The following is a 26,020-nucleotide window of genomic DNA, read 5'->3' on the forward strand; positions in this document are numbered from 1 at the left end:
AAATACTATATACTGAAGTTTTAAGTATTGCCAATTTAAGCTGTCCTCTCAATGTAAATCTTTTTAATTTATATGTTCATGCATAATATACCATATTTTTTCATTATCTGTCAATTGTTTCATTATTTTATGGTAAATTCTAAAATTTTTCATTTTTATATTGCAAAGCAAAAGGCCGCCCTCTTTATTAGGAATTGTATACAGCTCAGGTCTGACCTGTTACATACCTCCTGGAGCTGCGGCAGCTTATGAAGCAATTTTTTGCAAGTCTCCTATTGCTGGTATAGCTTTTTAAGTTATTTTGCATTTATATTAATAAATTCAGTTTTTAATTTAGAATATACTATTTTCTGACTTCGATACAAGCCATAATATCCGGACAGCATATAGCTTACACTTGATGCAATGGCAAACAGCAACAGTCCGTCTGACCCGAATACCTCTATGCTTAAAATAATAGCAGCTATAGGAGCATTTACAACACCGCAGAAAAGCGAGACAAGACCTATGGCGGCACAAAAGCCCGGATTAATTCCAACAGCAGCTCCGAACAGGCATCCGAAGGTTGAACCTATAAAGAATGTAGGTACAATTTCTCCGCCCTTATAGCCTGCACCGATAGTAAGTGCCGTAAATATTATTTTCAATAAGAAGGCCGCCGGCTTTGTGTCTCCGTTCATGGCCTTCTCTATTACATCCATGCCTATACCGTTATAATCTCTTGTACCCACAATAAGCGTAAGCACGACTACGATTATTCCGCCGGTAAGAATCCGAACATATTGATTTTTAATTTTTTCATATAAGGCTTCGGTTCTTCGCATTGTCACACAGAATACTATACTGAGCAGAGCACAAAGGGCTGAAAGCAAAACTGTGTAAAATATTGAATTCAGAGAAAGCTCAGGGACTGAACTCAATACATACCTGAAAGGTTTTATACCAAAATGCAGCGAAATAACATATGCCGCAATTGACGAAACCAAGCAAGGTACAAATGTTGAATAATACGTTATACCAATACTTATAACTCCCATGGCAAACATTGTGGCTGTCAAAGGAGTGCCGAACAGTGCCGAAAACACACCGCTCATTCCGCACATTACAATTACATTTGTATCCTTGTCATCCAGATGAAAAATCCGTCCGATTTGAGAGCCAATACCCCCGCCAAGCTGCAGTGCCGCACCTTCCCTTCCTGCCGAGCCGCCGAACAAATGAGTTATTACGGTGCTGACAAATATTAAAGGTGCTATTACCGCAGGCACTTTGTCTTCCGTTCTCATAGAATCAATAATATGATTTGTTCCTGTATTTTCGCTCATATTATATCTTTTATAAAGCATTGCTATAAAAAGTCCGCCTAAAGGCAGCAAAAAAATCATAAAATCATCTAAAGCTCTTATTTCCGTAGCAAATTCAACACTTTTATGAAAAACCGCTCCTATAAATCCTCCGACACAGCCTGTAATTCCTGCGAGGGCAACCCACCTGAAAAAAGTTATAATATAATTCAGCGCAGATTTTATCTTTGATTTTATTACGTCCACCTGTTACCACTACCTTCTGTAATTACTGTTTAATATATCGTAATCAATTATCGTTTTTATGTCAAATTTCAAATTTTGTGATAATTGCGAATAATATCTGTGACAGATAACCGAAAGCAGTAAATTATTATTTATTAATCAAAGATTTTAATACGTCCTTCTACCGGTAAAAATTGTTTTTCATCAGGCTGTACAGATGGTTTTCCAAAAGGCATCTGCGCAATCAGCTTCCAATTAGCCGGTATTCCCCATTCCTTTTTTGTAGCTTCTTCAATAAGCTCGCCGTAATGCTGCAAGGATGCGCCAAAGCCTTCAATTTCAAGGGCAGTCCAAATAACGAATTGGTTTATGCCGCTTGCCTGCTGGGACCATACAGGGAAATTATCCTTATAGGTACTGAATTGATTTTGCAGGGATTCAATTATACTTTGGTCCTCAAAAAATAAAACTGTTCCGTACCCGTTGCGAAATGAATTTATTTTCTCCTCTGTGGCACTGAAGCTATCAGCAGGTACTATCTTTCTCAGAGCTTCTTTTGTAATATCCCATAATCTGTCATGATGGCTCTTCAGCAGCAAAACAACTCTTGAGCTTTGAGAATTAAAGGCTGTTGGCGAGTGCAGCACAGCATGTTCTATAATCTCCTTGATTCTTTCATCAGATACTGTTGCTTCCTTACTTATTCCATAAAAAGTTCTTCTTTCTTTTACCGCATCTAAAAAATTTTTTTCCATTTTTAACCGCTCCTTCTATAATTTTAATTTCTCAACTTTCTATTTCTCTATTTAAATTAAATTTTAAACCTAAAATTTCAACCGAAAAAGTTGAGTTGCTGATTTATATATAGTCTTACCACAAATTTCATTTTATTAAACACATATTCTATATATTTTATTTATGGAGGATATATTCCGGCTTAAAAAAATATTCTGTTCCAGAGGCTTTCAACTGTAATTGGCTTTAGTAATATTTTATCCGTAATTATTGTTGAAAATTATTGATATTGGTTGATTTTTTTAAAACTTCTCCCATTATCTTACCAAATTATACTTAACTATATAAAATAGTTTATTAGTCTTAATTTTTTTGATATACTTAGAACATTGATAAATATTAAACGAAGGTACTTAAAATACCTTATCTTATAATATCTAAACTAAAATAAACTATATGGAGGAAAAATGAAATCACTTGCAAATCACAAACGAATTAAAGTTACCGTGAATGACCGTGAAGTAGAAGTATATGACAATCTCACCATATTGCAGGCACTGCTTCAGGAAGACATTCACATTCCGCATCTCTGCTACGATATACGTGTTGAAAGATCAAACGGCAACTGCGGTCTATGTGTGGTCGAGATTGACGACAAGGATGGCAGAAGAGAGGTAAAATCATGCCAGACACCTGTTAAGGAAGGCATGGTTATATACACAAACACTGCAAAGCTTCAGAACTACAGAAAGATACGCCTGGAGCAGATGCTGTCAGACCACAATGCAGACTGTGTCGCGCCCTGTGTAATGACATGTCCTGCAAATATAGACATTCAAGCGTATCTTCGTCATGCAAGAATAGGCAACTTTGAAGAAGCTCTGAAGGTTATAAAAAACAGGAATCCGTTCCCTGTAGTATGCGGACGTGTATGTCCTCATCCCTGCGAAGCGCAATGCAGACGCAATCTTGTTGATTCTCCTGTTGCAATCAATTACGTAAAGCGTTTTGTCGCTGATTTGGATATGAAGGAGGATAACCCCTGGCTGCCTGAGAAGAAATCCGGCACAGGCAAGAGAATCGCAATAGTAGGCGCAGGCCCGTCAGGTCTTTCAGCCGCATATTACAGTGCCATAAACGGACATGATGTTACTGTATTTGAGCGTCAGCCTCACGCCGGCGGTATGATGAGATACGGTATTCCTGAATATCGTCTTCCTAAGGCTACTCTTGACAAAGAAATAGATACAATGAAAAAACTGGGCGTTAAAATTATGACAGGAAAAGCCCTCGGCACGCACATTCATCTGGAGGACCTTCACAAGGACTTTGATGCCGTTTACCTTGCTATCGGCTCATGGCGTGCAACCCCTATGCAAATTGAAGGCGAAAACCTTGAAGGAGTATGGCTGGGTATAAATTACCTTGAGCATGAAACAAAGGGTGCGGATATCAAGCTGGGTGACACCATTGTTGTTGGCGGAGGCAATACCGCTATTGACTGTGCTCGTGTGGCTCTGCGCAGAGGTGCTGAATCAGTTAAGCTCATTTACCGCCGTACTCAGGAGGAAATGCCTGCCGAACCATATGAGGTTGAAGAAGCGCTTCATGAAGGTGTTGAAATGCAGTTCCTTATGGCTCCTACCGGAATTTATATGGAAAACGGTAAAAAAATGCTCAAGTGCATAAAAATGAAATTAGGTGAACCTGACCGCTCAGGCCGCCGCCGTCCTGTTCCTATCGAAGGCAGCGAAACCACCATTGCAGCTGATACTATTATCGGTGCGATAGGTCAGAGTACAAATACCCAGTTTTTATATAATGATCTTCCCGTTAAGCTCAACAAATGGGGAGATATTGAAGTTAACGGAAAAACTTCACAAACCTCTGAAATCAATATTTTTGCAGGAGGAGACTGCGTAACAGGCCCTGCGACAGTTATACAGGCAGTTGGTGCCGGACGCCGCGCTTCAGAAGCTATTGATAGTTTTCTGATGCATGGATATATTAAGGAGTCTCAAATAGACTACAGCTGCAGCCGCGGTTCAATGGAAGACCTTCCAAAATGGGAGTTCGAAAGCATGCCTAAATTCCAGCGTGCCAAAATGCCGGCCATATCGCTTAATGAGCGCAAAAATAATTTTGACGAAGTTGAGACAGGGTTATCCGAGGATGCTGCAAAGGCTGAAGCTATGCGATGTCTGCAATGCGGCTGCAGTGAGCGCTATGACTGCAGCTTGAGAGGCGAGGCTACCGCCCACGGTATAGAATTTATAAAGCCTGTTCATGAAAGGCCATTAATTCCAATAGTAAAGGATCATCCGTTCATAGTACGGGATCACAACAAGTGTATATCCTGCGGACGATGTATTGCAGCATGCGCCGAGGTTGAGGGCCCTGACGTTTTATCCTATTATATGAAGCAGGGTCGTCAGCTGGTTGGAACAAAAAGCGGGCTTCCACTTGAAAAGACTGAATGTGTAAGCTGCGGCCAGTGTGTAAATGCCTGTCCTTGCGGTGCCTTAAGGGTACGTACCGAAAGAGGGAAGGTATTCAATGCAATAAACGATCCTTCAAAAACCGTAGTTGCATTTGTGGCTCCGGCTGTCAGAAGTATTATTTCCTCGCATTTCGGCGTTACCTACGATGAGGCCTCTCCGTTTATGGCAGGTCTTCTGAAAAAGCTGGGCTTTGACAAGGTATTTGATTTCACCTTTGCGGCAGACCTGACAATAGTTGAAGAAACCACTGAATTCCTGACAAGGGTGGAAAGCAAGGGTGTAATGCCTCAGTTTACTTCATGCTGTCCGGGATGGGTAAACTATGTTGAAAGAAAATATCCGGAAATAATACCTCATCTCTCTACCTGCAAATCTCCTCAGATGATGATGGGGGCAACCGTCAAAAATCATTATTCAAAGCTTGCGGGTATAGACAAAAAGGATCTCTACGTAGTATCAATAGTCCCTTGTATTGCCAAGAAGTTTGAAGCTTACCGCCCTGAATTCGCTCCGGAAGGAATACGTGATGTAGATGCGGTAATAACCTCAAGTGAAATGCTGAAAATGGCCGATCTGAAATTTATTGAGACAAAGGATATCGTTCCTCAGGAATTTGACGAGCCATACAAGCAAGTATCAGGTGCCGGTATTCTTTTCGGTGCATCCGGCGGTGTTGCCGAGGCAGCTCTTCGTATGGCAGTTGAAAAGCTCACAGGCAAAGCGCTTACAGACCATCTTGACTTTGAGGAAATAAGAGGCTTTGAAGGTGTCAAGGAAGCTACCGTAGAAGCTGACGGAGCCAAAGTACGTGTAGCCGTAATCAGCGGCCTGCACAATGCCGAACCTATTGTTGAGAGAATAATTAAGGGTGAGGAAGTAGGCTACGATCTTATTGAGGTCATGGCATGTCCGGGAGGATGTATCTGCGGTGCCGGTCATCCGGTTCCTGAAAAGATTGATTCTCTGGAAAAACGTCAGAGTGTGCTTGTTAACATAGATAAAACATCAAAATACCGTAAATCCCAAGAGAACCCTGACATATTGAGACTTTACAAGGAATTCTTCGGAGAAGCAAATTCACATCTGGCACATGAATTGCTGCATACTCATTATTCACCTGTGTTCGGCACCTGCAGCTGTGATAATACCTTGAAGAAAGCAGATTCTGCTTTCAAGACACATGAGCTGACAGTATGCCTGTGTGATAAGTGCACCTCACAGGGTTCTAAAGAGCTCTATGAGAATTTGACCAAGGCAGTTAAGGAACAGAAAATGGATTCCTTCATAGCGGTAAAAACAATCCGTCTGAAAGAATCCCATCCGGGTGACAGCATTTATGTATCTCTTGACAGAGAGCAGATAGAGGTACCGGCTTCTGACAATATCTACAGCATTGTAAAAGGCTAATTGCTTTATATTGCAAGACCCGCATCATAAGAATAACAGATGCGGGTCTTGCTGCTTATTCAATATTTAAAATAATTGCAGCATTACAAAAAAAGGCGGATATAAATTCGCCAATTCTTGCTTTTTAATAATACTGCTTCAATGTTTAATTCTATCTATCAAACTACTTGCTTTTAAAATAGCTTACAAGTTCCTCAGCTTTAACAAAACACTTTTCGCCGTTCTTCCTTAATTCAATTTCAATATTTCCGCTTTCGGCATAGGATTTTCCTATAATTATCATATAAGGAATACCCAATAGCTTACCGTCCTTGATTTTTGCGCCGAACGACATATCCCTGTCATCCCAAAGCACATCAATCTGATTCTCCATCAAAAGCTTATAAATTCCTTCCGCAGCTTCATTACTTTGATTGCCGTTTATTATAAGACATTTGTAAGGTGCAATAAACTCCGGCCATATCAAGCCGTCATTATCACAGTATTTTTCACATATAGCCCCAAGAGTCCTGTTAATGCCTATCCCGTAGCATCCCATATAATAGGCTTCCTTTTTGCCTTCTCTAGAGGTGAAATATCCCCCCATGCTTTTTGAATAGAATTGACCAAGCTGGAATATATGTCCAAGCTCAATGCTGGATCTCTTTTCAAGTGCATCTATATCCAAATCGGGGTTTTCAGCCTTTAATGCTTCCAGAAGCTCAGGATTGTCAAGAATCTCGGTATTAAATGCCACTCCCTTCTGCAAATCGTAAAGGATTTTATCCTCACCGATATCAGAAATATGCATAAACTCTTCGGATACCTTGCCGCCCATTTCTGCGCTGACTGCCTTTACAGGGATAGCATCCAAATTCAATGCTGAAAAAATCTCCTTATAGCAGGCTTTCATTCTTTCGTACTCCTCCACCATGTCCTCATGGCTTTCATGAAAGCTGTATCCGTCTTTCATCGTAAACTCTTTACTTCTTAGCAGTCCTCCTCGAACTCTTATTTCATCCCTGAATTTAAGGCCTATTTGATAAATGTTTACAGGTAAATCCTTGTATGATATCAAATTGTACTTCATTAAATCCATTATTATTTCTTCGGCTGTGGGCGCCAGACAATAAGTACCGTTTCTTCCGTCAAAGTAAAACATTTGCTTTGATGAAGCATATCCTTCCCAGCGTCCAGACTCCTCCCAAAGCTGCTTCGGCTGAAGAACAGGCAAGGATACCTCTACACACTCATATTTTTCCAGCTTGCTTCTTATAATATTCATAATGTTATTTCTTGTCCTGACCAGCATATTGCCAAGACCATAAATACCTGCTGCATGTCTCTTTAACTGAGCTGATTGAAATAATATTTCCTGTGCCAGAGACTCATCTGTCCCTCTGCTTTTCATCGTCTTTAAACCCAGCCTGCTAACCTTCATATAAATCACCCGGAACCTTTCTCCAAAAATTATGCCTTAATTATAATTAAATATTTTATATCTTGATTTGACAAACATACAATTTGAGCTTTTGCAGATTAATAACCAAGAATACGTAAAATTAAATAATTGCTAAATATAGCCATAGTTATATTAAATTTTAATACTATTCTGTTTAAAATACAAGCAATTTTATATGCTGATTGATATACCGCATTTTTACAGCTTAAATTTTGAAACCAGATTATTAAGCTGCAAAGAGCTGTCCCTGACTTTTTCCATCATCTTGTCAACAGTATTTGAATCTTCGGTAATCTCAAACATCTTTACGGAAATTTCACTGCTGCTGTTGGCATTATCTTCATTTGCCTCTGATATTTCATTTACAGTCTTTACGGTTGATTCAATAAATTTCAGAATTTTATGAGACTCGGCATTTAAGTCCTTAATAATATCGTTCATGCGTACCGCATCGTAACCATATTTCTCACTGACACCTAACAGCATATGGTAGTCTTCTATAACCTGCCTGTTTATAAATTCCAAAATTTCGTTTGCTCCCGACACCAATTCATTTACAATATTAACTGAATCGGCAGATATTCTTTGAATTTTGGAGACAGTACTTTGTGTGCTCTCAGCCAATTTCCTTATTTCATCGGCAACAACAGCAAACCCCTTACCGGCTTCCCCCGCACGTGCCGATTCTATAGTTGCATTTAGTGCAAGTAAATTTGTTTGCTCTGATATCTGCAAAATAGACTCTGATAATTCGGATATCTTTTCTATCGATTTGGATTTATTTATTGCTTTAATCAATTTCGCTTCAGACACTTCATGAATTTCCTCGGCATTTTTCTTTGATGCAGTTGCTGCTTCCTTTAATTGAACTGCCCTTTCACTGATTTCCTCTATTGTTTTTATTCCCGTATCTGATTTTTCTGAAATTCCGACCAGCAAGCTTATTATTTCCTTAAAGGTCCCCCTCATTTCCATAGCGGCAGCAGAGGTTTCTTCAGTACAGGCAGTAAGTGACTGAACAGCCATATTGATATACTCTATTGCTGAATTCAGGTTTTCAATTTTGTTTTTTGTGGTATCACAATCTCTTTCAATATTGACGGACTCATTTTTTATTCCGCTGATAGTAAAGCTCAAGCTTTCATTCATGGAATTAAAATCTCTTGTCAGCTTGCTTATATCATCGTCGCCCTTTATATATATACGCCCGTTCAGTTGTCCGCTGCTTATATCATTAAAATGCAAATACATAGATCTGATGGACTTTATTATCGTAAAGTGAGCCATGAAATAGCACACCAAGCCCACGGTAATACCCGCGCAAACACAGGCCGCGATAAAGATAACCCTGTATTCATCGCTCTTATACGTGGTAAAAAAAGAAGCAAAAATGGGAAATACAACACCCATAATTACACCAAAGCTCAATGATAAAAGCAAAAATCTTCTTATTTGTCCTGCTTTAAACATACTAACCTCCACGCCCAACCTGGGCAAAAAAATTTGGTAAAGACTTCGTGGAGGTACGCAGTTAATTCATGACCATAGCCCAATTCCTTCAAGCTAACCTCCACGCCCAATTCGGGCAAAAAAATTTGGTAAAGACTTCGTGGAGGTACGCAGCTAATTCATGACCATAGCCCAATTCCTTCAAGCTCCCCCTAACCTCCACACCGGTTTTACTGCACAAAAGTGATGAACTGCGTTTACACCGGAAAAGCCATTTATAGCTTTTACTGCTCTAAAAAACACTATGCTTGTACAAGCTCTGTTTTATTTAAACAGTTATATTCAGCCAGCCTCAATTAACACAATATTATATCATAAATATATGCACTAAGCTATCTAATTTTCTTTCGGCAAAAGCTGCGGAACATATACGGGTTTGGTCGTTCCAGTACCTATATCAAGAAGAAAGAACCTGCCGTGAAAATCAATTACAATTACTGTCGGCCTCTATAATATCATTTTAGGGCCAAAGTCTTTACTCCTGTAATTGATTCTAGCAAGTTCCTTCTTATGGCAAAAAAGCTTTACAGCCGAGAAATTCCCCGGTTTCTGCTACTTAGCGGGAAAAACAGTTATAATTTTAAGCAAATACTGCTTCAGAAGTGCAAAATCAAGCGCATCTATTGTTCCGCTGCCATCTAAGTCAGCTGCTTTTAAATTCGTTACAGCTTCTATTCCCAGCAAATGTTTTTTCATTGCCATTAAATCCAATGCATCTATGGCTTTATCGGAATTCAGGTCACCTAACAGCACAGGTGCCTCCATGCTTCCTACAAAGGTTGTGACACTTTGAGCAGGCAGCTGGGCGGTAAAGGAACCGTCCGACACATTGACGGATGCCCCTGCCGCAACATTTTTGCTGCCGGTAGTTACGTATGTATTTACGCTTGATAACCCTGTTGCACCATTTTGCAAATTAAATTTTTGATTTACGGCAGCAGTTCCCTTGTTAATTGCAACAATAACCACCTTACCGTCACCCTTATATGCGCTGACATAAATATTTGAATCAGGATTCTTTGTTGCATCTACTCTTATATATCCCGGACGGATAAACTTTGAGAAGTGAGCCATCATAGCACCCCGCTTACTCATTGTGCCGTCCTCCTTCATGGGACCGTAGCTTCTGCGTATATACCACCATACATATGCCTGAAATTCAGCTTCCACCATGGAATAATGCATATTCTGCGCAACCTCCAATGCCTCAGGCCAGTTGTCCGCGGAGTTTGCAGAGCTGTTGGGAACATAGACCTCCGTCATCCAGAGTTCTTTTCCCGCACCCTTTTGTTTGAAAAGAGGATAAGGAAAATTGCCGACCTGAGTACCATAAAGATGAGCTCCGAGAATATCCATATTAGCAAGTGCAGCAGCATCATTTAAAATAGGATCCGACATGTTTTTCAGATATTGAAAGGATTCCGGCGCTATTACCCTGCAATTGATCTTACCGGCATAGCTTTTCATAAAATTGAGCATTTCCTGCGGAGTCCACCACGTCCACTGATCTGCGTAGTCAGGCTCATTCTGTACGGAAATGGCGTACAGCTCAACTCCGTTTTCCTTCATAAATGCCACAAAATCATTAAGATGCTTGGCATATGCGTCGTATTGATCATATTTAAGACGTTTTTTCCCGTTAACAGTCTCACACATCGAAGCAGGAGGATTCCAAGGTGAAGCAAATACTATTGCACCGTTTTTGACTGCCGCTTGTGCAGTTGCCACTTCTTTCGGCCAATTGTCTTTATTCTCATCCACATGGATTCTTAAGATTGAAAAACCCAGCTGTCCGTCTCCGTTACCAAAGGCAGTCTCCCTTTGAGCTGCTGTCAAATCATCAATCCAAACCGGATGGTTAATTCCTCCAAAGCCACGAATTTCTTGCTTTTCCGATGCTAAATTTACTGCTGCATCACTTGCCGCTAAAACCTCGGCTGCGGGAAAGGTAAATATCATTGACAAGGCAATTAAGCCTGCCAAAAATATATTGACTGATTTTCTTACATTTAAATTCATATTTCCCCATCTCCTATAAAATATTTTTAATCAAAAACCGTCAAGCAAATTATTTTTGATTGCGTATTGCCGCAAATGCTTGTCCTTCTTATCTTTTTGATATTAATAAATGCTATAGGCACGCACTTGCTTATGTCTGACAAGGCTGATTCAGCGGAATTCTTACCTTCTTCCGGTATGGTTATATCTCCTCCTGTATGTTATTTATTTTTTTAACTATATTATACATTATTATGGCATTTATGTCATTACGATTATTGTTAAAGCAGTATTCAAATTAATATGCAAAGCTGTAATGTCAACAAATGTGAAAAACATGACAAGAAATGCAAAGTAAATTCCATATAATAATGGTAAACTTATATAAGTTCACAAAAAACAATAATGGAGATTATAAAATGGAAAATAACAGCAATCAAAACAAGCCTTTAGTAACCCATATTTATACCGCTGACCCTTCAGCACATGTTTTTGAGGGTAAAATATATATTTATCCTTCCCATGATTTAGAACATGACGGACCTGATAACAACAACGGAGATCAGTACAAGATGGAGGATTATCATGTCTTATCCATGGACGATACAGCTTCTCCCTGCATTGACCACGGAGAAGCTCTTCACATGAAGGATGTCCCCTGGGTAAGCGAGCAAATGTGGGCGCCTGACGCAGCATATAAAAACGGTACTTATTATCTGTTTTTTCCGGCAAGAGACAAGGAAGGAATATTCCGCATCGGTGCGGCAACAAGCAAAAATCCTGCCGGTCCTTTTAAACCCGAGCCGAATTATATCCCCGGAAGCTTCAGTATTGATCCCGCAGTGTTCGTTGATGATGACGGAAAATCCTATATATATTTCGGAGGTCTTTGGGGCGGGCAGTTAGAAAAATGGCAAACCGGAGAATTTGCAGCTGATGCGAAAGGTCCTTCAAACACTGAGCCTGCTTTAGGACCTATGGTGTCAGAGTTAAGTGATGACCTCCTTGCTTTTAAGAATGCTCCGCAGGAAATTCAGATTGTTGATGAAAACGGCAGGCCTCTGACTGCCGGTGAGCGTGATAAAAGATACTTCGAAGGGCCTTGGATACATAAGTATAACGGCTGCTATTATTTATCCTATTCTACAGGAGATACTCATTGTCTCGTCTATGCTGTAGGCAAGAGTCCTAAGGGGCCTTTTACCTTCAAGGGCAGAATTTTGGAGCCTGTTATCGGATGGACAACCCATCATTCAATTGTTCAGTTTAAGGATAAATGGTATCTGTTCTATCATGACAGCTCTTTGTCAGGAGGGATTAACCACAAGCGCTGTGTTAAATATACAGAATTGAAATATAATGCTGACGGTACAATTCAAACCATAAAGCCTTATGAGGACTAACCTGTGCATCAAGGCTTCCTGAAATAAAATATTTTGAACAGCCCTTATTTCGGATTGTGTAAAAGCAGTCCTGATAAGGGTCGCATTTTTAAGGCTTCATAGGCTGTGGAATTCTATTCTCCAATAAAATCAGCTTGAGGCTTGCAAGGTCAATGGCATCAATATTACCATCAGTATTAATATCTGCCGCTTCCTTGCTTGTCAAGGCATCCCTGCCAAGAAGATATGCCTTCAGAAGGGCAAAATCAATTGAATCCACAAAGCCATCCTCATTTACATCACCATAATATCCGGTATGCTCCGGATTTTCTCCCTTATTAATTCCAAGTCTTTCTGCAACCAGGCTTTGAAGCGCCAGTTTTTTATCGCAGGAAAATTCCCAGAACATTACACCCCCAAGCCCCATGTCCTTTAGGTAATCAAGCTTATACCCTATTGACTCTTCATCATCATATGTAATAAATGTGTTACCATTATATAAGTACGGCATTTTGGCCATGTCATCCCAATAACGTGTATAGCCGTTCTTGCCGGCGTAATTTTCTGCAATATCCCAGTAATCAAAGGAGGAGCCTTCCCATGTACCGCTTCCGTAGCCTGCTGATGTTGCTGCCGTCCCGTTTTTGTACAATCCGGTTCCGTCCGGGTCCTTTACATTTATCCAGCCTTTCCCGTAGAAGGCCATTCCTAAATTCAAATCAACCGGCCTTACTCCTGCTTTTATGTATTCTTCAATTGTGTCAGAAACACATAAGGAGCTTCCGGAAGAGCCATCATACAGCGGAGTAACATGGTTTGTAGCTGTATCCCATGCTCCGTGATAATCATATGTCATGACATTAATATAATCCAGGTACTGCATCATGCCTGCCACCTTACAATTTGCCACAAACTCAGGGCTGGCAGCTCCCGCAATACTCAGGAAATATTTCTTTCCATCCTTTTCCCCCTGTGAATCCAGTGCCATTCTTATTTCCTTGAGAAGCAAAATGTAGTTATCCCCATCATCCGCCCGGTGAGGAATATTGTCACCTCCAGATACGGGATACTCCCAGTCAAGATCCACACCGTCAAAGCCGTATTTTACCACAAAATCCACTGCTGACCGGGCACATGCTTTTCTCAGTGCATCCGAGGCTGCTACTCCCGAAAAGTTTTTTGACCAGGTCCATCCTCCCACTGATATTAGTGTTTTTATATGAGGATATTGCTCCTTCATTTTAACCAATCGGCCGAAGTGCCCCCTGAGCTCTGTTTCCCATGTATCATCTCCAAACGGCTTTTCGGTATCAATCCACGGATCTCCCACCGTAACGGTTCCGTCTGGCGATAGATTTGCAAATGCAAAATTAATATGTGTTAAAAGTGAAGGAGCTATATCTTCCACCTCAACAGCTCTTTCGTATCCGCACCACGAAGCAAAATACGCCACATTTCTGTACTGCTGTAAAGCCGTACCGGCTGTCACCGTATCCCTTGCCGAGACAGCCAAGACCTCTGAAATTCCCGTTAAGCTGAACAGCATTGCTGCAGCCAATAAAACTGCGGCAGACAAGCACCCTTTCTTTCTCCTGTTTTTCAAATTCATCCTGCTTTTCCCCTCTCTAAAAGTTTTTTAAATCTTCATAGACTTATCTTATAGAGCATAAAATGACAGGATAATTATATCATATTATTCCAATTTTTACTTTATATTTCTAAGTTTTTACATCAATTTTCAATATATGCATTTCCACTTCAGCCGGCATTCATTTTGGGCTTTACTGTCTAAGTCTCGGCAATAACCTTTCCAAGCCCGGTCAAGTCATATCCTCCTATACCTTCAAGCTCCATCCTGAATTCATTAGAACGAATGGCCTCAATAGCCGCCTGAAACGGAGCCTTGCCCACATCCTCCTTTTTAATGACAAGATCATACCTTTCTGTCTGAAGAGGAATAAAATCAATACCTTTCACCTGCAATCCCGATTTTTCATTGCCTATGCCCATGTCGGCTCCTCCCCGGGCAACAGTGCTGGCAATGGCAAGATGCGATGTGCTTTCACGGTTATATCCTTTAATGCTGTCCGGTTGAATGCCGAGCCTTCTTAAATGCTCATCCAGCAGAACTCTTGTTCCGCTTCCCTTCTCACGATTTATAATCACAATATCCTTTCTTTTCAAGTCCTCCCATCCGCTTATTTCCTTGGGATTGCCTCCGGCAACATAGAACCCTTGAAGCCTGCAGGCAAGATTAATAATTACTGCGGAAACTCCGGGAAGCATTCTCCTTACAAACGGAACATTATATTCTCCCGTATCTCCGTCCCATAAATGGGCTGTTGCCATTTGAGCATCTCCGTTGTACAGGGCATAAAGGCCGTTATAGCTTCCAACATATGAACGTAAGGCCTGTACCCCTTTGGAATTGATTTGAAGATGCCGGGATAAAATATCCAGTAAAATGTCCTGTCCGCAGATTACAAAATTGCTGCCTTGAATAAGGCTATCATTATAAGCAGCAGATATTGCCTTATCCTTCCTGATACCTTTATTTCTGCTTTTATATTCATTAACATCCTTTAAATCCACCCGGACTTTCCTTCCTACTCTGTATGCGTTGAGTTCTCCCCGCTTAATAAGCTCATAAACTGTGTTTTTTGCTATTTTAAGTATACCCGCAACTTCCTGTGGTGTTAAAGCAGTATTATCATTCATATTGGAGCTCCTTAATTCTATAATCATGTATATAAAAAATAAAATGTGATGGAAATATATATCAAAAGTCAATTACTATCGGCTAAAAAACCGATTCCATCGGTGGATAGTTTGGGCACCTAAAAAGACTATATATCGTCGCGAAGGCTTGAACAGTAATTGACTTTAGTCAATTACTGTCGGCTAAATAAACGATATAATCGTCCGATAGTTTGGGTTTGAGACTGAAGCCTCCTGCAGTTAAAAAATAAATTTATTGTCAGCCTGAGAAACTACTTACCCTTTAGACGGAACACGCCCAGTTCATGAACTGCCCGGAGCAGGAAACCGGAAACCCTATATTCTTAAAAAGAGATGGAATATCGTCCTTGATATTTTAGCATACGAAAGGCTTTAACCATAATTGACCTTAATGATATCCTACTATTAACAAATATTATATATTTTAAAAATTAAAAAATCAAATAATATAACAGATAAGAATACCGGCTCAACATATATTCTCTTCATCACAAAATTGAATTTATTTTGTTCCAAGCATGCAAAACAAACTCACAGCGGTTTTATTGAAAGCACCTTGCGTTTTTTTGACAAAATGCCATATATCTTGTTTGTTTAAGCATATAAGCAAAGGAAAAAGCAAACGCAATATTGATTTGCAAAAATAGAAAATGAAATTTTATCAAGAAAAAATTTCATTTTCTATTGATTTTTAGTTTTAAGACTAATATAATAATAATATGATACAACATAACAACACAGAATAAAACATAACAAGCTAAATAGCATTTTATGATTTTAATTACGTCTTGTTATGTTTAAACTAATAAAACAAAGAAAAAATAATATATAGCATTTCCTAAAAGAGCTCAATGACGAGGATATAACATTGTTTGTTATATTTTTGTCATTTTTTTATTTATAAAAACTTAATGAACGGAGGCAACGTAAATGAATAAAAAAGCTTATGAATTTGATGCTATCGCAAACGGACCGTTTTTTCCGGTCTATCCTGTAATTGCACAGCAAATCAAGGATAAAACAAAAATACTATCAGGCAGGTGCCTTGATATCGGAAGCGGCGGAGGACATTTGGGTCTTTCCCTCGCACAAATCACAAATCTGGAGGTGGTTCTTCTTGATAAGCTTGAAGATGCTATTGACATTGCAGACAGGCGTGTTAACAGCTGGGGGCTTTCAGAAAGAGCCTCGACGCTTCTTGGCGATGCTCAGCAAATTCCCCTCCAGGATAATACCGTTAATTTATGTATAAGCAGAGGCTCTGTATGGTTCTGGGAAGATCAGAAAAAGGGCTTTGAGGAAATTTACAGAGTTCTTGCAAACGGAGGCATGGCATATATCGGCGGAGGCTTCGGCAACGAAGAGCTGAAAAAGCAAGTGGATAAAAAAATGAAGGGGCACAGCAGCGAATGGCCCAAAAGCAGGAATCAGCCTGTTGAGGGCAACGCAATTCAGCACTTCATAGAGGTATTGTATAAGGCTGGTATTTTTAATTTTGAAATAACCGATGATGAAAGGGGTATTTGGGTTATTTTTGAAAAGCCTGAAATACAAGAGGAGGTGAAAGCTTGTTAAAAATTAATGCAAACAGCAACATAAAGGATATCATCGAGCAATATCCTGAAACCTTGCCTGTATTTGCGACCAGTGGCTTCAGGGCAAATGAGAAGGAAGAATTGTCCGACGAGTTCGGAGAAGGCTTGCTGTTAAAAACCGCACTTAATCTAAAGGGTATTAACCAAAAAATATTTATAAAAATGCTGGAAGAAAAAATATCCCTTAAGCTTGAAAAATTAGAAGAGCTTATTCAGGCCGAAGCCGGAAATCCCTCTGTAAAATTTAATTTCACAGGATACACTTATTGGCCTCTCAGACCTATCTTTAAAGATTTTTTTGAAGATGCGTTAAGCAAATATCTTGCTAAAACAGGAGATACCGATTTCAATTACCATATACCTTCAGACTTCAGCGGTGATGACCCCTGTTCGGACATATGGAAAGCAAAAAGCATGGAACAGCTTCCCGATGTAATTGCAGGTGCGGGCTTCGGAGATTTCTTCAGGGAGGAATTCGTTGACAGGTTTATAAACAAGGGATATTTCAAAGCCGCCGGATATGACAAAATGAACCAAGCCTTTGTCTCTGCCGGAATACCCGATCCCGATAACTGTTATACCGTTTATTCCGTATTACCTCTCATAATGCTGATTGACAAAAAAAAGCTCGGAAAACTGCCTGTGCCTGCACAGTGGAGTGACCTGCTGAATCCTGTCTACAGAAACAATATAATCATCGGAGCCTCCAGCGGAGAAGTTCACGAAGACTTACTCCTGTATATTTACAAGGAATACGGCGAAGAAGGCTTAAAAATGCTGTCAAGGAATATAAAAACCGGCTGGCATGCCTCTCTGATGGCTAAGGTTGCAGGCACAAGCAGCAATGAAGGTGCAGCAATTTATGTTATACCCTGGATGTTTGCAAAGGCCTGCCAAAGGACAGAAGCCACCCAAATCATCTGGCCTGTGGATGGTGCATTGACAACGCCCATGTATTTGCTGGTAAAAGCAGCCTCCTTTGATAAGTACAAGGTATTTGCTGACTTTGTCATAAATTCAGCATATGGGAAATTGTCAGCAAGCAATTATTTTCCGGTATTAAACGGCAAAGTTGATAACAGACTTCCCGAGGGAGCAGTTCTCAAATGGCTGGGATGGGACTATATAAAAGCAAACTCAATGGAAAAGCTCAAGAAATATGTTGTTGCATTTTTTTATAAGCATCATGACGAAAACCAGCCAAAGGAAGCAGCAATACAAAATTAACAATCTTTTTAGGTTCTCTCCCTCTTACTGCTGCCTGCTGAGGCAGTAATTTATAAACTGCTGTGCCGTCCTGCCCGATAAGCCTCCATGCCTCATTTCCCACTTGCCGGCTTCTGCACAAAGCTCCTCCTCCTCCATCAGAACCCCGCTTTTCCTTGCAAGCTCCGCAACAATATTAAGATATTCCTTGCGGGAAGGCTTAAAATAGTTGATTGTACACCCAAACCTGTTAACAAGTGAAAGCTTTTCCTCCATGGTATCCGACCTGTGAATTTCGTTATTGCTTTCCATGTCACTCCTGTCATTCCAGGTTTCCTTGATAAGATGCCTTCTGTTTGAGGTGGCATATATGAGAACATTGTCGGGCTTTGTTTCAACACCGCCTTCAATAACTGCCTTCAAAAACTTATATTCGCTTTCGAATTCTTCAAAGGACAGGTCGTCCATGTATATAATAAACTTGTAGTTCCTGTTCTTAATCGTGGAAATAACAGCCGACAGATATTGAAACTGGTGCTTGTATATCTCAATCATTCTGAGCCCCTGATCATAATAGGCATTCACAATTGCCTTTATGCTGGTTGATTTGCCGGTTCCGCTGTCACCGAAAAGGAGGCAGTTATTGGCCTTTCTTCCCTGAACAAACGCTTCGGTATTATTTACAAGCTCCTTTTTCTGAATTTCATAACCGATAAGGTCATCAAGCATTACCTTGTCCATATTGTTAATGGGGCAGAATTTTACTGTCCCGTTTTCATTGCCGACTAGGCGGAACGCCTTGTTAAGTCCGAACATGCCTACTCCGCAGTCCTTATAAAAGCCTGTCACATATGAAAAAAACTCGTTCTCATCCTTTGCCTTTTCAAGTCTCCTGCTCAAAGCCTGAACCTTTTCGCTTACATTTTTGTTGTACATTCTTTCATTCTTACAGACAGCCTTATAGTCAGAAAGCATTGAAAAACAGTTGATTCCCAGCCTGCCTTCTATTTTTGAAAAGTCAAAATGGAACAGCTTCATAAATACCTTAAAATCATTTTTTGCAAATTCATTCACACTTCCCGTATTTGCGCCAAGCTTTTCACAGGTAATGCTAAAGGGGTTCTCATCAGTAATTAAAATAAATGTGAGATAATTTTGCCACAGGTTCCCGTCAAAGCCATATTCGGTTGAAATGTCAAGCAGCCTTCTGACCTGAGCATATATCTCCTGCGTAAGCTGCGCATCGGAAATATTTTCATTCTCCAGCTGCCTGAATATGCCGGCTGTTTTTAGTAAAATACTTTCCCCGTCCAAATTGTATATAATCAGATTTGCTGTTTCCCGGTACATTGGTATTCCTTTCATAGATGTTTTTGCACATCTGCGTTTATTTTTTAATAAGTACAATTGTATATCTTTAATAAATACCTTTCAACAATAAACTTCAATAAATACGCAGATGTAAAAACCCCGCCTTCTTATTTTACTATTTTCCCGTTTATAAAATTTAAAGCTGCGGAAGCTGCTGTTTCCCATTGCTTTTCCAGCATCATATCATGGCACAGCTCACTTAGCATAACCAGATATGAATTGAAATACCTTGCATGTCTAATTATGTTAATGGGACTTACCACCTTATCCTGCCATGACCCTATTGTAAGCATCGGGATGCATAAATTCCTCGGAGGCTTCGGCCTTCCCAGCAGCAGTGACCATTTCACTCTTATGGATTCTTCCTTTTGAAACAGCCTTTTGTATTTACGGATTTCCTCATCTGAAAGCCTGCCGTCAAACAATAAGGCCTCCGGCTTTTTCCCCCTGTCATGCAAAATGCTTCTGACAGTCTCCCGCAGCATAATATTAACCGGAACAGGAGCAATAAATATAATTCCGCAGACAGTATCCGGATATAACCTTAAATATGCATGCACAACCGCCGCGCCAAGTGAATGTACTATAATTAGTGTGGGCTTTGACAGCCCCTTAACAACTTTATAAACATCCTCAGCGTAATCACTGACTGAAAAGGTATTTAATAAAGCCTTACCCTCACTATTTCCATGACCGCGGTAGCTGAGTGCATACACATTATAGCCTGCGCTCTTGAAATACGGCATAAAGTTGTCTTCCCAGCACCATGCTGCATGATTAGAGCCGTGCAGCATCAGAATATTATATCGGTATCCGTTGTCATTCCCCAGAAGCTCCAGCTTAAACAATATTATTCTCCTTCTTTTTCTTATTGCAGCGTCCAAAAATTTAAAGCCGGTACAGGCCTGTAAACGCAAGGTATTTTTACCTGCAAACAAATGCCCGGGGCTTATGTAAAACTTCACAAGGGGAAAAATCCTCCCTGCACAGGTCATATTCCTTTTTTATTTCAAAAAGCTCGTTTATTATACCTCTCATATTTTCTGCATCGGCAAGGGGAGACATGGGAAAAGCCTTGAGTACTCCTATCTTAACTCCGCTCTTGGTTTTATCATAGCCCTCGGAGTAATCCAAGACAAACGTACACTCCCCCTTAGCCTGTTTATCAATCAGATAGAGATAAAAGTAATAATTGTACTCTGCCGTGCGGGCGGCACTTTCGCTGTCCATATCCGAAATTTCCTTATATTTAATATTTTCTCCGGGCTGCCTGATGATAAATAATGTTACAAAGCCTTCCGTTTCATTATTTATCACCTCGAACTCACTATTTTCATTTATAGCAGCCTTTATATACTCACCTACAGTCATCAGACTGCCTATTACCTTCTGGAAGCCTTCATACCCGAAGCATTTCAGCGTGGTAAGTGCCGACACAGGCCCTGTTCCCGCTCTTGATAACTCTAAAGTATATTGAAACGGAGAGTAATTTCCGTATTCCAGTTCATTTAATTCAATGGGCTCCACATTTCCCAAGCCGTACATCTGAGTTTTATCTCTGGACATGAATACACTTGCCACATAGGGGCAAAAACCGGTTTTATGAAAATCTGCCGCGAACGAATCCGCATATGTAATTTGTGATACTCTTAAAAACATTGCCCTGATTTTTGTTAAAACCTTTGTGTCAAAGCCAAGGGGATTTTTTTCGAAATCATAGTGTTCAAAAAACAGCCATGTCCATCCAATAACCGAATCTACATGAACATGGGGCAAATAATTCAGAGAGAATTTCCTTGCCAGCCTGTCCCTCATTTCTGTGACCTCCTTTATTGGATCTACCGTCATTTGTATGGTAGTACCGCCATTAGCAAGAATACAAGCCAAAATTCCACCGCTCTCTATACGCTCTGAAATAATTTTTTCAGACTCTTCTATTGCTATTCTTCCCTTTTCATCCACAGGCATTTTCAGGCAATTGTCTTTTCCGATTCCCAGCCAATCACATACCTCCGCATGACAAGGATGGCCCTGACTTGTAGAAACAACAAAAATATCCTCCTTTGCACCTTTTTTGCCGATATCCTGAGAGCATTTCTGAAGTCCTACCTTTACCGCATACATAACAGTGGATTTGCCTCCGAAAGTAAATATCCCCTGTGAGCTTTCCCAGTCCCATCCGGCTAATTCGGCCAAATATTTGCAGGTTTCCAGTTCCGACTTTATTAAATTTCCCGTCAGCATATCCTGCGCAAAGTTAGGATTAAAAAACATGGTATACGCACCTGCCGCAGCTGCGGGTAAATTTGCGGGAGGATTTATATTTATCATGGTACCCGGGTTATTCCACCTTACAGCTCCTTTAAAAAGCTCAGAAAGCTCTTCAAACACTTCCGTCGGGTCTTTGCTCTCATAGGATAGCCTGCATTCCTTCAGATAATCATAATACGAGCATTCAATTTCTCCGTTAAGCCTGCTTTTATTTGTATCCACATGCTTGCCTACAAAACTATCCAGCCTCTTTATCATATCTATGTAGCGATTAATGTCTTTACTATTTGGATCCTGAAAATATTTTAAAATATTACTCATCCCTTTCATATTTTTTGTCCAAACCATAATTAACAAATTACAATATAACTTAAAAATATGTTTTGTTTTTGTATAATTTACGCTATTAACTTTTGGTAAAATGTTTGAAAAACTTGAGGTTCTGATTGCAAGCTATTTTAATTTATCACCTTCTTTTTCCCATAAGGCAATATCCAAGAAACATACCATGCCTAAACCATGAACAGCCAGCTTAAAAGTATATTTCGCCTGAAAAAGATACATATTGTCCAGATATTTTATCCTGCGAAGGCTTAAAGCTGTAAAATTGACTTCGGTTAACAAAATCATATGCATTATCGCTTACTTTTACCTTCTGAATAAACACTTGTGTCAGACTTTTGCATTAAGCATCATTAAATTCCATAATAATGTATTTTAACCATTATTTATTAATTTTATATTTTAACTTATTAGTAATTAAATGTCAATAGCTCTTATTTCTCTTAAACAGCAATAACTTAGCAATTTCAAAAAAATAAGCGCAAAAAGTAAAAAATTTAAATAATTTAAATCTAATCAAGGTAAAACACCAAATTTGAAAAAATATGCGCAAAAATTGTTAAATTGTAAGAAATATATATTGAAATAAAATTTTTAAAGGAGTATAATATTCGAGCAATGATATATTTAGTTAAGAAGCTTGATATTGCTCTAGGGAATACAAGGTGACTAAAGTCAAATATTAATTGCCTTAAAAAAGGGTACTAAATTTAACCGGTATTGGATAATCTAAAGCTGTGTAACAGCGAAACGGCCCTGACTGTCGTACGGTATCCCAGAGAAAATGTACTCGAAACTATGTCTTATTCTGCAATACGGAGGTGAGCGGTATGGATTGTGACCCAGGTGGCAGTAGCCACATACAATATTTTTTAATTGATGCGGGCTTGTTTGCCGTGCCGTTTACCAGTGTGGTATAGCATTGTCAGATAAACCCTCATTATATCTACAGAAAAGAGGGTGATTTTAATGATAGAAATTTTCAAATCGGCTAATGGTGAAATAGTTCGTTCGGATGCCTTTGAAGAAGGTGTTTGGGTAAATCTTGTCAATCCAAGCGAAGAAGAAATTAACAAGGTTAGTAATGCTTTAAGTGTTGAAACAGACTTTTTGAAAGCTGCATTGGATGAGGAGGAAAGAGCAAGAATAGAAAGTGATAACGGACAGACGCTTATAATTGTTGACATTCCTATTGTTGACAAGGAAGGCAAAATGAATGTTTACACTACCATTCCTCTTGCGATTATACTCATCAAGCATATTATTATTACTGTTTGCTTAAAGGGTGACACACTGCTCAATGTTTTTTCAACAAACAAGGTAAAGGGCTTTTTTACACAGTATAAAACAAGGTTTGTACTGCAAATTCTTTATAAAAATGCCACAAAATACTTAGAGTACCTAAAGCACATTGATAAGACAAGCAGCCGGATAGAACAGGACTTGCATAAATCAATGAAAAACAAGGAGCTCATTCAGATGCTGAAGCTTGAAAAAAGCCTTGTTTATTTTTCAACCTCTTTAAAATCCAATGAGGTAGTTTTAGAAAAGCTAATGAAATATGAGCATATAAAAAACTATCCGGAAGATACCGAGCTGCTTGAAGATGTCATAATAGAAAACAAGCAGGCAATAGAAATGGCAAACATATACAGCAGTATTCTTTCCGGAACCATGGATGCCTTTGCATCAGTTATATCAAATAACTTGAATATAGTAATGAAATTTTTAACATCAGTAACAATAGTTATGGCTATTCCTACAATGATATCAAGCTTTTTTGGAATGAACGTAAATATTCCTCTTAAGACTCCGATTGCTTTTTGGATTATTGTTATAATGTCATTAGCTATGTGTTTAGTTACCGGTATAACCTTATATAAGAAAAAGCTGTTTTAAAGCCATACAGATTGTAATTAAATGTGTCCTCCTGAAAAAGGACACATTTTTTATCTTTCACACAAATGCCCTGCGCCATCATAAAAGCATTCATCAGGCTTTCTCAAAATTCCCTGACTGTCGTAAAATTCTTCATCCGACCGTCTTAACATGCCTAGATAATCAAAATAATCCTCACCCGGTTCGCGAATAATTCCTTCGATATCAAAGTAGCTATCTCCCGGATTTCGCAAACCTCCCTGACCATCATAAAATTTCTCTTTAAGAGAATACAAGGAACCATCTCTCCTTCATAAATTTTATCAGTACAATTATAACATATAATTTCGAAATAGAATATTGATTTATATCAAGGCAAGTCAATCGCAGCTTAAAGAAGGCTCTGTCCGTAAAAGCCTTTTTCAGCCCAGCAGCAGCCTGTCACTGTTAACTCCGAAATGCAGCACAAGCTTTTCTACCGTCATTTCCTCTCTTTCACTGCCTTTAATATCAAGTAAGACCTTCCCTTCCCTCATCATGACAGTCCTGTTTCCATATGCGAGAGCATCCTTCATATTGTGGGTAATCATTACCGTACAGAGCTTATTGTGTTCGACAATCTCCCTTGTTATATCCAGAACTCTCTTGGCCGTATAAGGATCAAGTGCGGCAGTATGCTCATCCAGAAGAAGCAATCTGGGTTTTGCTATTGTCGCCATCAGGAGGGTAAGTGCCTGGCGCTGCCCTCCTGAAAGCAGGCCAACCCTCTGCTTCATTCTGTCCTCCAATCCCAGTCCCAGATGGGCTATGGCTTCCCTGAAAATTTTTATATCACTCTTCTTCAGCCCTGCGCCAAATCCTCTGCGCTTGCCTTTCCCACAGGCTATAGCCAGATTTTCTTCAATACTCATATTATAGGCTGTTCCCTTCAGCGGGTCCTGAAAAACACGGCCGATAAAAATTGAGCGTTTATATTCGGGGATAAAGGAAATATCTTCACCATCAAGGATTATTACACCCTTATCTAAATCGCAGGTGCCTGAAATACAGTTGAGAAGAGTGGATTTTCCGGCGCCGTTGCCGCCTATGACCGTTACAAACTCACTCTCCTTGAAAGAAATACTGACATTATCAAGAGCAAGCCGTTCATTTGCACTTCCCTTAGAAAATATTTTACTAACTGCCTCAACCTTAAGCATCGGATTCTTTTCTCCTCTTCATATTTACAGCCGCCAGCCTGCTTCTTGTCCGAATCAGATAATTTTTAACCGCAGGTACAGATAAGGCAAGGACTACTATGGCAGCAGAAACCAGCTTAAGATCTGTTGGCGGCATTCCGAACCTGATTGCAGCCATTATGATAAATCTGTAAATCACCGAACCGAGTGCCGTAGCCAGAAGCAGTCCAAAAATTGATTTAAGCCTGAACAATACTTCACCAATCATTATGGAAGCAAGGCCTACAACCAGCATTCCAATTCCCATGCCCACATCTGCAAATGACTGGTATTGTGCCAGTATCCCTCCTGATAAAGCTATCAGGGCATTAGCAAGCGCAAGACCTATAAGTTTTGTAAAGTCTGTGTTAATTCCCTGTGCAGAAGCCATACACTCATTATTTCCCGTTGCCCTTACCGCAAAGCCCAGCTTTGTCTTTAGAAACAGAAACAGCATTACCAGAACAATTATTGATATTGCAGAAAGTAATATCATTTTTATATTGCTTTCATCAGGAGTATCCTTAAAAGCAGTAAATATTGTAGTACTGCCTATAAGCGCAATATTAGGCCTGTTCCCCATTATTTTCAAATTTATTGAATACAGTGCCAGCATTGTAAGAATTCCCGACAGCAGCATCTGAATCTTGAGTCTTGTATGCAAAAGGGAGGTTACTATTCCTGTAATTCCTCCTGCGGCCATTGCCGCCAGCAATCCTAAAAACGGATAATTATTCAGGCACATTACCGCTGAAACAGCCGCACCGGTTACAAAGCTTCCGTCTACGGTGAGGTCAGGCATATCCAGAACCCTGAAGGATATATACAGCCCCAGTGCCAGAATTGCATAAATCATACCTAATTCCAATGTCCCGTAAATAATAGCTGTCATTTTATCT

Annotated in this window: 19 protein-coding genes; 5 read left to right on the forward strand and 14 right to left on the reverse strand. The window is 39.8% G+C overall.

The genetic code is table 11. The annotated features are described in order from the left end of the window. Positions 1–296 precede the first annotated feature (296 nt). Positions 297–1,550: a chloride channel protein gene (locus LY28_RS00405; RefSeq protein ID WP_110460186.1), complete on the reverse strand. Its 1,254-nt coding sequence runs from the start codon at positions 1,548–1,550 to the stop codon at positions 297–299. Between the two features lie 134 nt (positions 1,551–1,684). Then, positions 1,685–2,284, reverse strand: coding sequence for a nitroreductase family protein (locus tag LY28_RS00410; protein ID WP_110460187.1), 600 nt, complete (start codon positions 2,282–2,284; stop codon positions 1,685–1,687). A 447-nt stretch (positions 2,285–2,731) separates the two neighbouring features. Here LY28_RS00410 and LY28_RS00415 point away from each other — a divergent pair, with 447 nt between their 5' ends. Next, positions 2,732–6,172, forward strand: a complete 3,441-nt coding sequence (locus tag LY28_RS00415) for a [FeFe] hydrogenase, group A (RefSeq protein ID WP_110460188.1) — start codon at positions 2,732–2,734, stop codon at positions 6,170–6,172. Positions 6,173–6,335: 163 nt separating this feature from the next. Here LY28_RS00415 and LY28_RS00420 read toward each other — a convergent pair whose 3' ends face one another. From LY28_RS00420 to xynC, 3 genes are all read right to left on the reverse strand, one after another. Then, positions 6,336–7,592: a proline--tRNA ligase gene (locus LY28_RS00420; protein ID WP_133250165.1), complete on the reverse strand. Its 1,257-nt coding sequence runs from the start codon at positions 7,590–7,592 to the stop codon at positions 6,336–6,338. A 219-nt stretch (positions 7,593–7,811) separates the two neighbouring features. After that, on the reverse strand, positions 7,812–9,083 hold the full coding sequence (locus tag LY28_RS00425; RefSeq protein WP_110460190.1) for a methyl-accepting chemotaxis protein: 1,272 nt from the start codon (positions 9,081–9,083) through the stop codon (positions 7,812–7,814). A gap of 591 nt (positions 9,084–9,674) precedes the next feature. Continuing rightward, complete coding sequence (xynC, locus tag LY28_RS00430; RefSeq protein WP_110460191.1) at positions 9,675–11,141, reverse strand: glucuronoarabinoxylan endo-1,4-beta-xylanase XynC; 1,467 nt, start codon at positions 11,139–11,141, stop codon at positions 9,675–9,677. A 398-nt stretch (positions 11,142–11,539) separates the two neighbouring features. Here xynC and LY28_RS00435 point away from each other — a divergent pair, with 398 nt between their 5' ends. Then, positions 11,540–12,523, forward strand: a complete 984-nt coding sequence (locus tag LY28_RS00435) for a glycoside hydrolase family 43 protein (RefSeq protein ID WP_110460192.1) — start codon at positions 11,540–11,542, stop codon at positions 12,521–12,523. A gap of 88 nt (positions 12,524–12,611) precedes the next feature. On the opposite strand, the gene LY28_RS00440 is transcribed toward LY28_RS00435, so the two are convergent. After that, on the reverse strand, positions 12,612–14,111 hold the full coding sequence (locus tag LY28_RS00440) for a glycosyl hydrolase family 18 protein (protein ID WP_110460193.1): 1,500 nt from the start codon (positions 14,109–14,111) through the stop codon (positions 12,612–12,614). 179 nt (positions 14,112–14,290) lie between these two features. Continuing rightward, positions 14,291–15,220, reverse strand: coding sequence for a helix-turn-helix transcriptional regulator (locus LY28_RS00445; protein ID WP_110460194.1), 930 nt, complete (start codon positions 15,218–15,220; stop codon positions 14,291–14,293). 951 nt (positions 15,221–16,171) lie between these two features. On the opposite strand from LY28_RS00445, the gene LY28_RS00450 reads away from it, so the two are divergent. Both LY28_RS00450 and LY28_RS00455 read left to right on the forward strand, forming a co-directional pair. Continuing rightward, on the forward strand, positions 16,172–16,816 hold the full coding sequence (locus LY28_RS00450; protein ID WP_110460195.1) for a class I SAM-dependent methyltransferase: 645 nt from the start codon (positions 16,172–16,174) through the stop codon (positions 16,814–16,816). Next, positions 16,810–18,063 (forward strand): ABC transporter substrate-binding protein, encoded by a 1,254-nt coding sequence (locus tag LY28_RS00455; RefSeq protein WP_110460196.1) that lies wholly within the window; start codon positions 16,810–16,812, stop codon positions 18,061–18,063. The genes LY28_RS00450 and LY28_RS00455 overlap by 7 nt, the downstream gene beginning before the upstream one ends. A gap of 24 nt (positions 18,064–18,087) precedes the next feature. Here the strand turns inward: LY28_RS00455 and LY28_RS00460 are convergent, their stop codons facing one another. The 4 genes from LY28_RS00460 to LY28_RS19325 form a co-directional block, all read right to left on the reverse strand. Further along, the gene (locus tag LY28_RS00460) at positions 18,088–19,392 is read right to left on the reverse strand and encodes an ATP-binding protein (protein WP_110460197.1); all 1,305 of its coding nucleotides are present in this window, start codon (positions 19,390–19,392) and stop codon (positions 18,088–18,090) included. Between the two features lie 128 nt (positions 19,393–19,520). Continuing rightward, positions 19,521–20,378: an alpha/beta hydrolase gene (locus LY28_RS00465; protein ID WP_165835448.1), complete on the reverse strand. Its 858-nt coding sequence runs from the start codon at positions 20,376–20,378 to the stop codon at positions 19,521–19,523. Beyond that, positions 20,338–22,014, reverse strand: coding sequence for a pyridoxal phosphate-dependent decarboxylase family protein (locus tag LY28_RS00470; protein ID WP_165835449.1), 1,677 nt, complete (start codon positions 22,012–22,014; stop codon positions 20,338–20,340). The genes LY28_RS00465 and LY28_RS00470 overlap by 41 nt, the downstream gene beginning before the upstream one ends. A gap of 123 nt (positions 22,015–22,137) precedes the next feature. Then, complete coding sequence (locus LY28_RS19325; protein WP_207658041.1) at positions 22,138–22,314, reverse strand: hypothetical protein; 177 nt, start codon at positions 22,312–22,314, stop codon at positions 22,138–22,140. Positions 22,315–22,995: 681 nt separating this feature from the next. Here LY28_RS19325 and LY28_RS00480 point away from each other — a divergent pair. Then, positions 22,996–23,925, forward strand: a complete 930-nt coding sequence (locus LY28_RS00480) for a magnesium transporter CorA family protein (protein WP_110460201.1) — start codon at positions 22,996–22,998, stop codon at positions 23,923–23,925. Positions 23,926–23,975: 50 nt separating this feature from the next. Here LY28_RS00480 and LY28_RS00485 read toward each other — a convergent pair whose 3' ends face one another. From LY28_RS00485 to LY28_RS00495, 3 genes are all read right to left on the reverse strand, one after another. Further along, on the reverse strand, positions 23,976–24,200 hold the full coding sequence (locus tag LY28_RS00485) for a hypothetical protein (RefSeq protein WP_110460202.1): 225 nt from the start codon (positions 24,198–24,200) through the stop codon (positions 23,976–23,978). A gap of 126 nt (positions 24,201–24,326) precedes the next feature. Beyond that, entirely contained in the window at positions 24,327–25,103 is a 777-nt protein-coding gene (locus LY28_RS00490; RefSeq protein WP_110460203.1) for an ABC transporter ATP-binding protein, read from the reverse strand. Next, a complete protein-coding gene (locus tag LY28_RS00495; protein WP_110460204.1) occupies positions 25,096–26,013 on the reverse strand; it encodes an ABC transporter permease in 918 nt (305 codons plus the stop codon). Before LY28_RS00495 ends, LY28_RS00490 begins: the two co-directional genes overlap by 8 nt. Between the last annotated feature and the right edge of the window lie 7 nt (positions 26,014–26,020).

It is taken from the genome of Ruminiclostridium sufflavum DSM 19573, from assembly GCF_003208175.1.
In the GTDB taxonomy this organism is placed as follows: Bacteria; Bacillota; Clostridia; order Acetivibrionales; family DSM-1351; genus Ruminiclostridium; species Ruminiclostridium sufflavum.

Excerpts from the sequence above, each read along its gene's own strand:
- LY28_RS00480 (WP_110460201.1), top strand. The coding sequence starts at position 22,996 with ATGATAGAAATTTTCAAATCGGCTAATGGTGAAATAGTTCGTTCGGAT.
- LY28_RS00470 (WP_165835449.1), bottom strand. The coding sequence starts at position 22,014 with ATGAAAGGGATGAGTAATATTTTAAAATATTTTCAGGATCCAAATAGT.
- LY28_RS00415 (WP_110460188.1), top strand. The coding sequence starts at position 2,732 with ATGAAATCACTTGCAAATCACAAACGAATTAAAGTTACCGTGAATGAC.
- LY28_RS00410 (WP_110460187.1), bottom strand. The coding sequence starts at position 2,284 with ATGGAAAAAAATTTTTTAGATGCGGTAAAAGAAAGAAGAACTTTTTAT.
- LY28_RS00495 (WP_110460204.1), bottom strand. The coding sequence starts at position 26,013 with ATGACAGCTATTATTTACGGGACATTGGAATTAGGTATGATTTATGCA.
- LY28_RS00435 (WP_110460192.1), top strand. The coding sequence starts at position 11,540 with ATGGAAAATAACAGCAATCAAAACAAGCCTTTAGTAACCCATATTTAT.
- LY28_RS00440 (WP_110460193.1), bottom strand. The coding sequence starts at position 14,111 with ATGAATTTGAAAAACAGGAGAAAGAAAGGGTGCTTGTCTGCCGCAGTT.
- LY28_RS00425 (WP_110460190.1), bottom strand. The coding sequence starts at position 9,083 with ATGTTTAAAGCAGGACAAATAAGAAGATTTTTGCTTTTATCATTGAGC.
- LY28_RS19325 (WP_207658041.1), bottom strand. The coding sequence starts at position 22,314 with ATGATTTTGTTAACCGAAGTCAATTTTACAGCTTTAAGCCTTCGCAGG.
- LY28_RS00460 (WP_110460197.1), bottom strand. The coding sequence starts at position 19,392 with ATGTACCGGGAAACAGCAAATCTGATTATATACAATTTGGACGGGGAA.
- LY28_RS00445 (WP_110460194.1), bottom strand. The coding sequence starts at position 15,220 with ATGAATGATAATACTGCTTTAACACCACAGGAAGTTGCGGGTATACTT.
- LY28_RS00450 (WP_110460195.1), top strand. The coding sequence starts at position 16,172 with ATGAATAAAAAAGCTTATGAATTTGATGCTATCGCAAACGGACCGTTT.
- LY28_RS00420 (WP_133250165.1), bottom strand. The coding sequence starts at position 7,592 with ATGAAGGTTAGCAGGCTGGGTTTAAAGACGATGAAAAGCAGAGGGACA.
- LY28_RS00490 (WP_110460203.1), bottom strand. The coding sequence starts at position 25,103 with ATGCTTAAGGTTGAGGCAGTTAGTAAAATATTTTCTAAGGGAAGTGCA.
- xynC (WP_110460191.1), bottom strand. The coding sequence starts at position 11,141 with ATGAATTTAAATGTAAGAAAATCAGTCAATATATTTTTGGCAGGCTTA.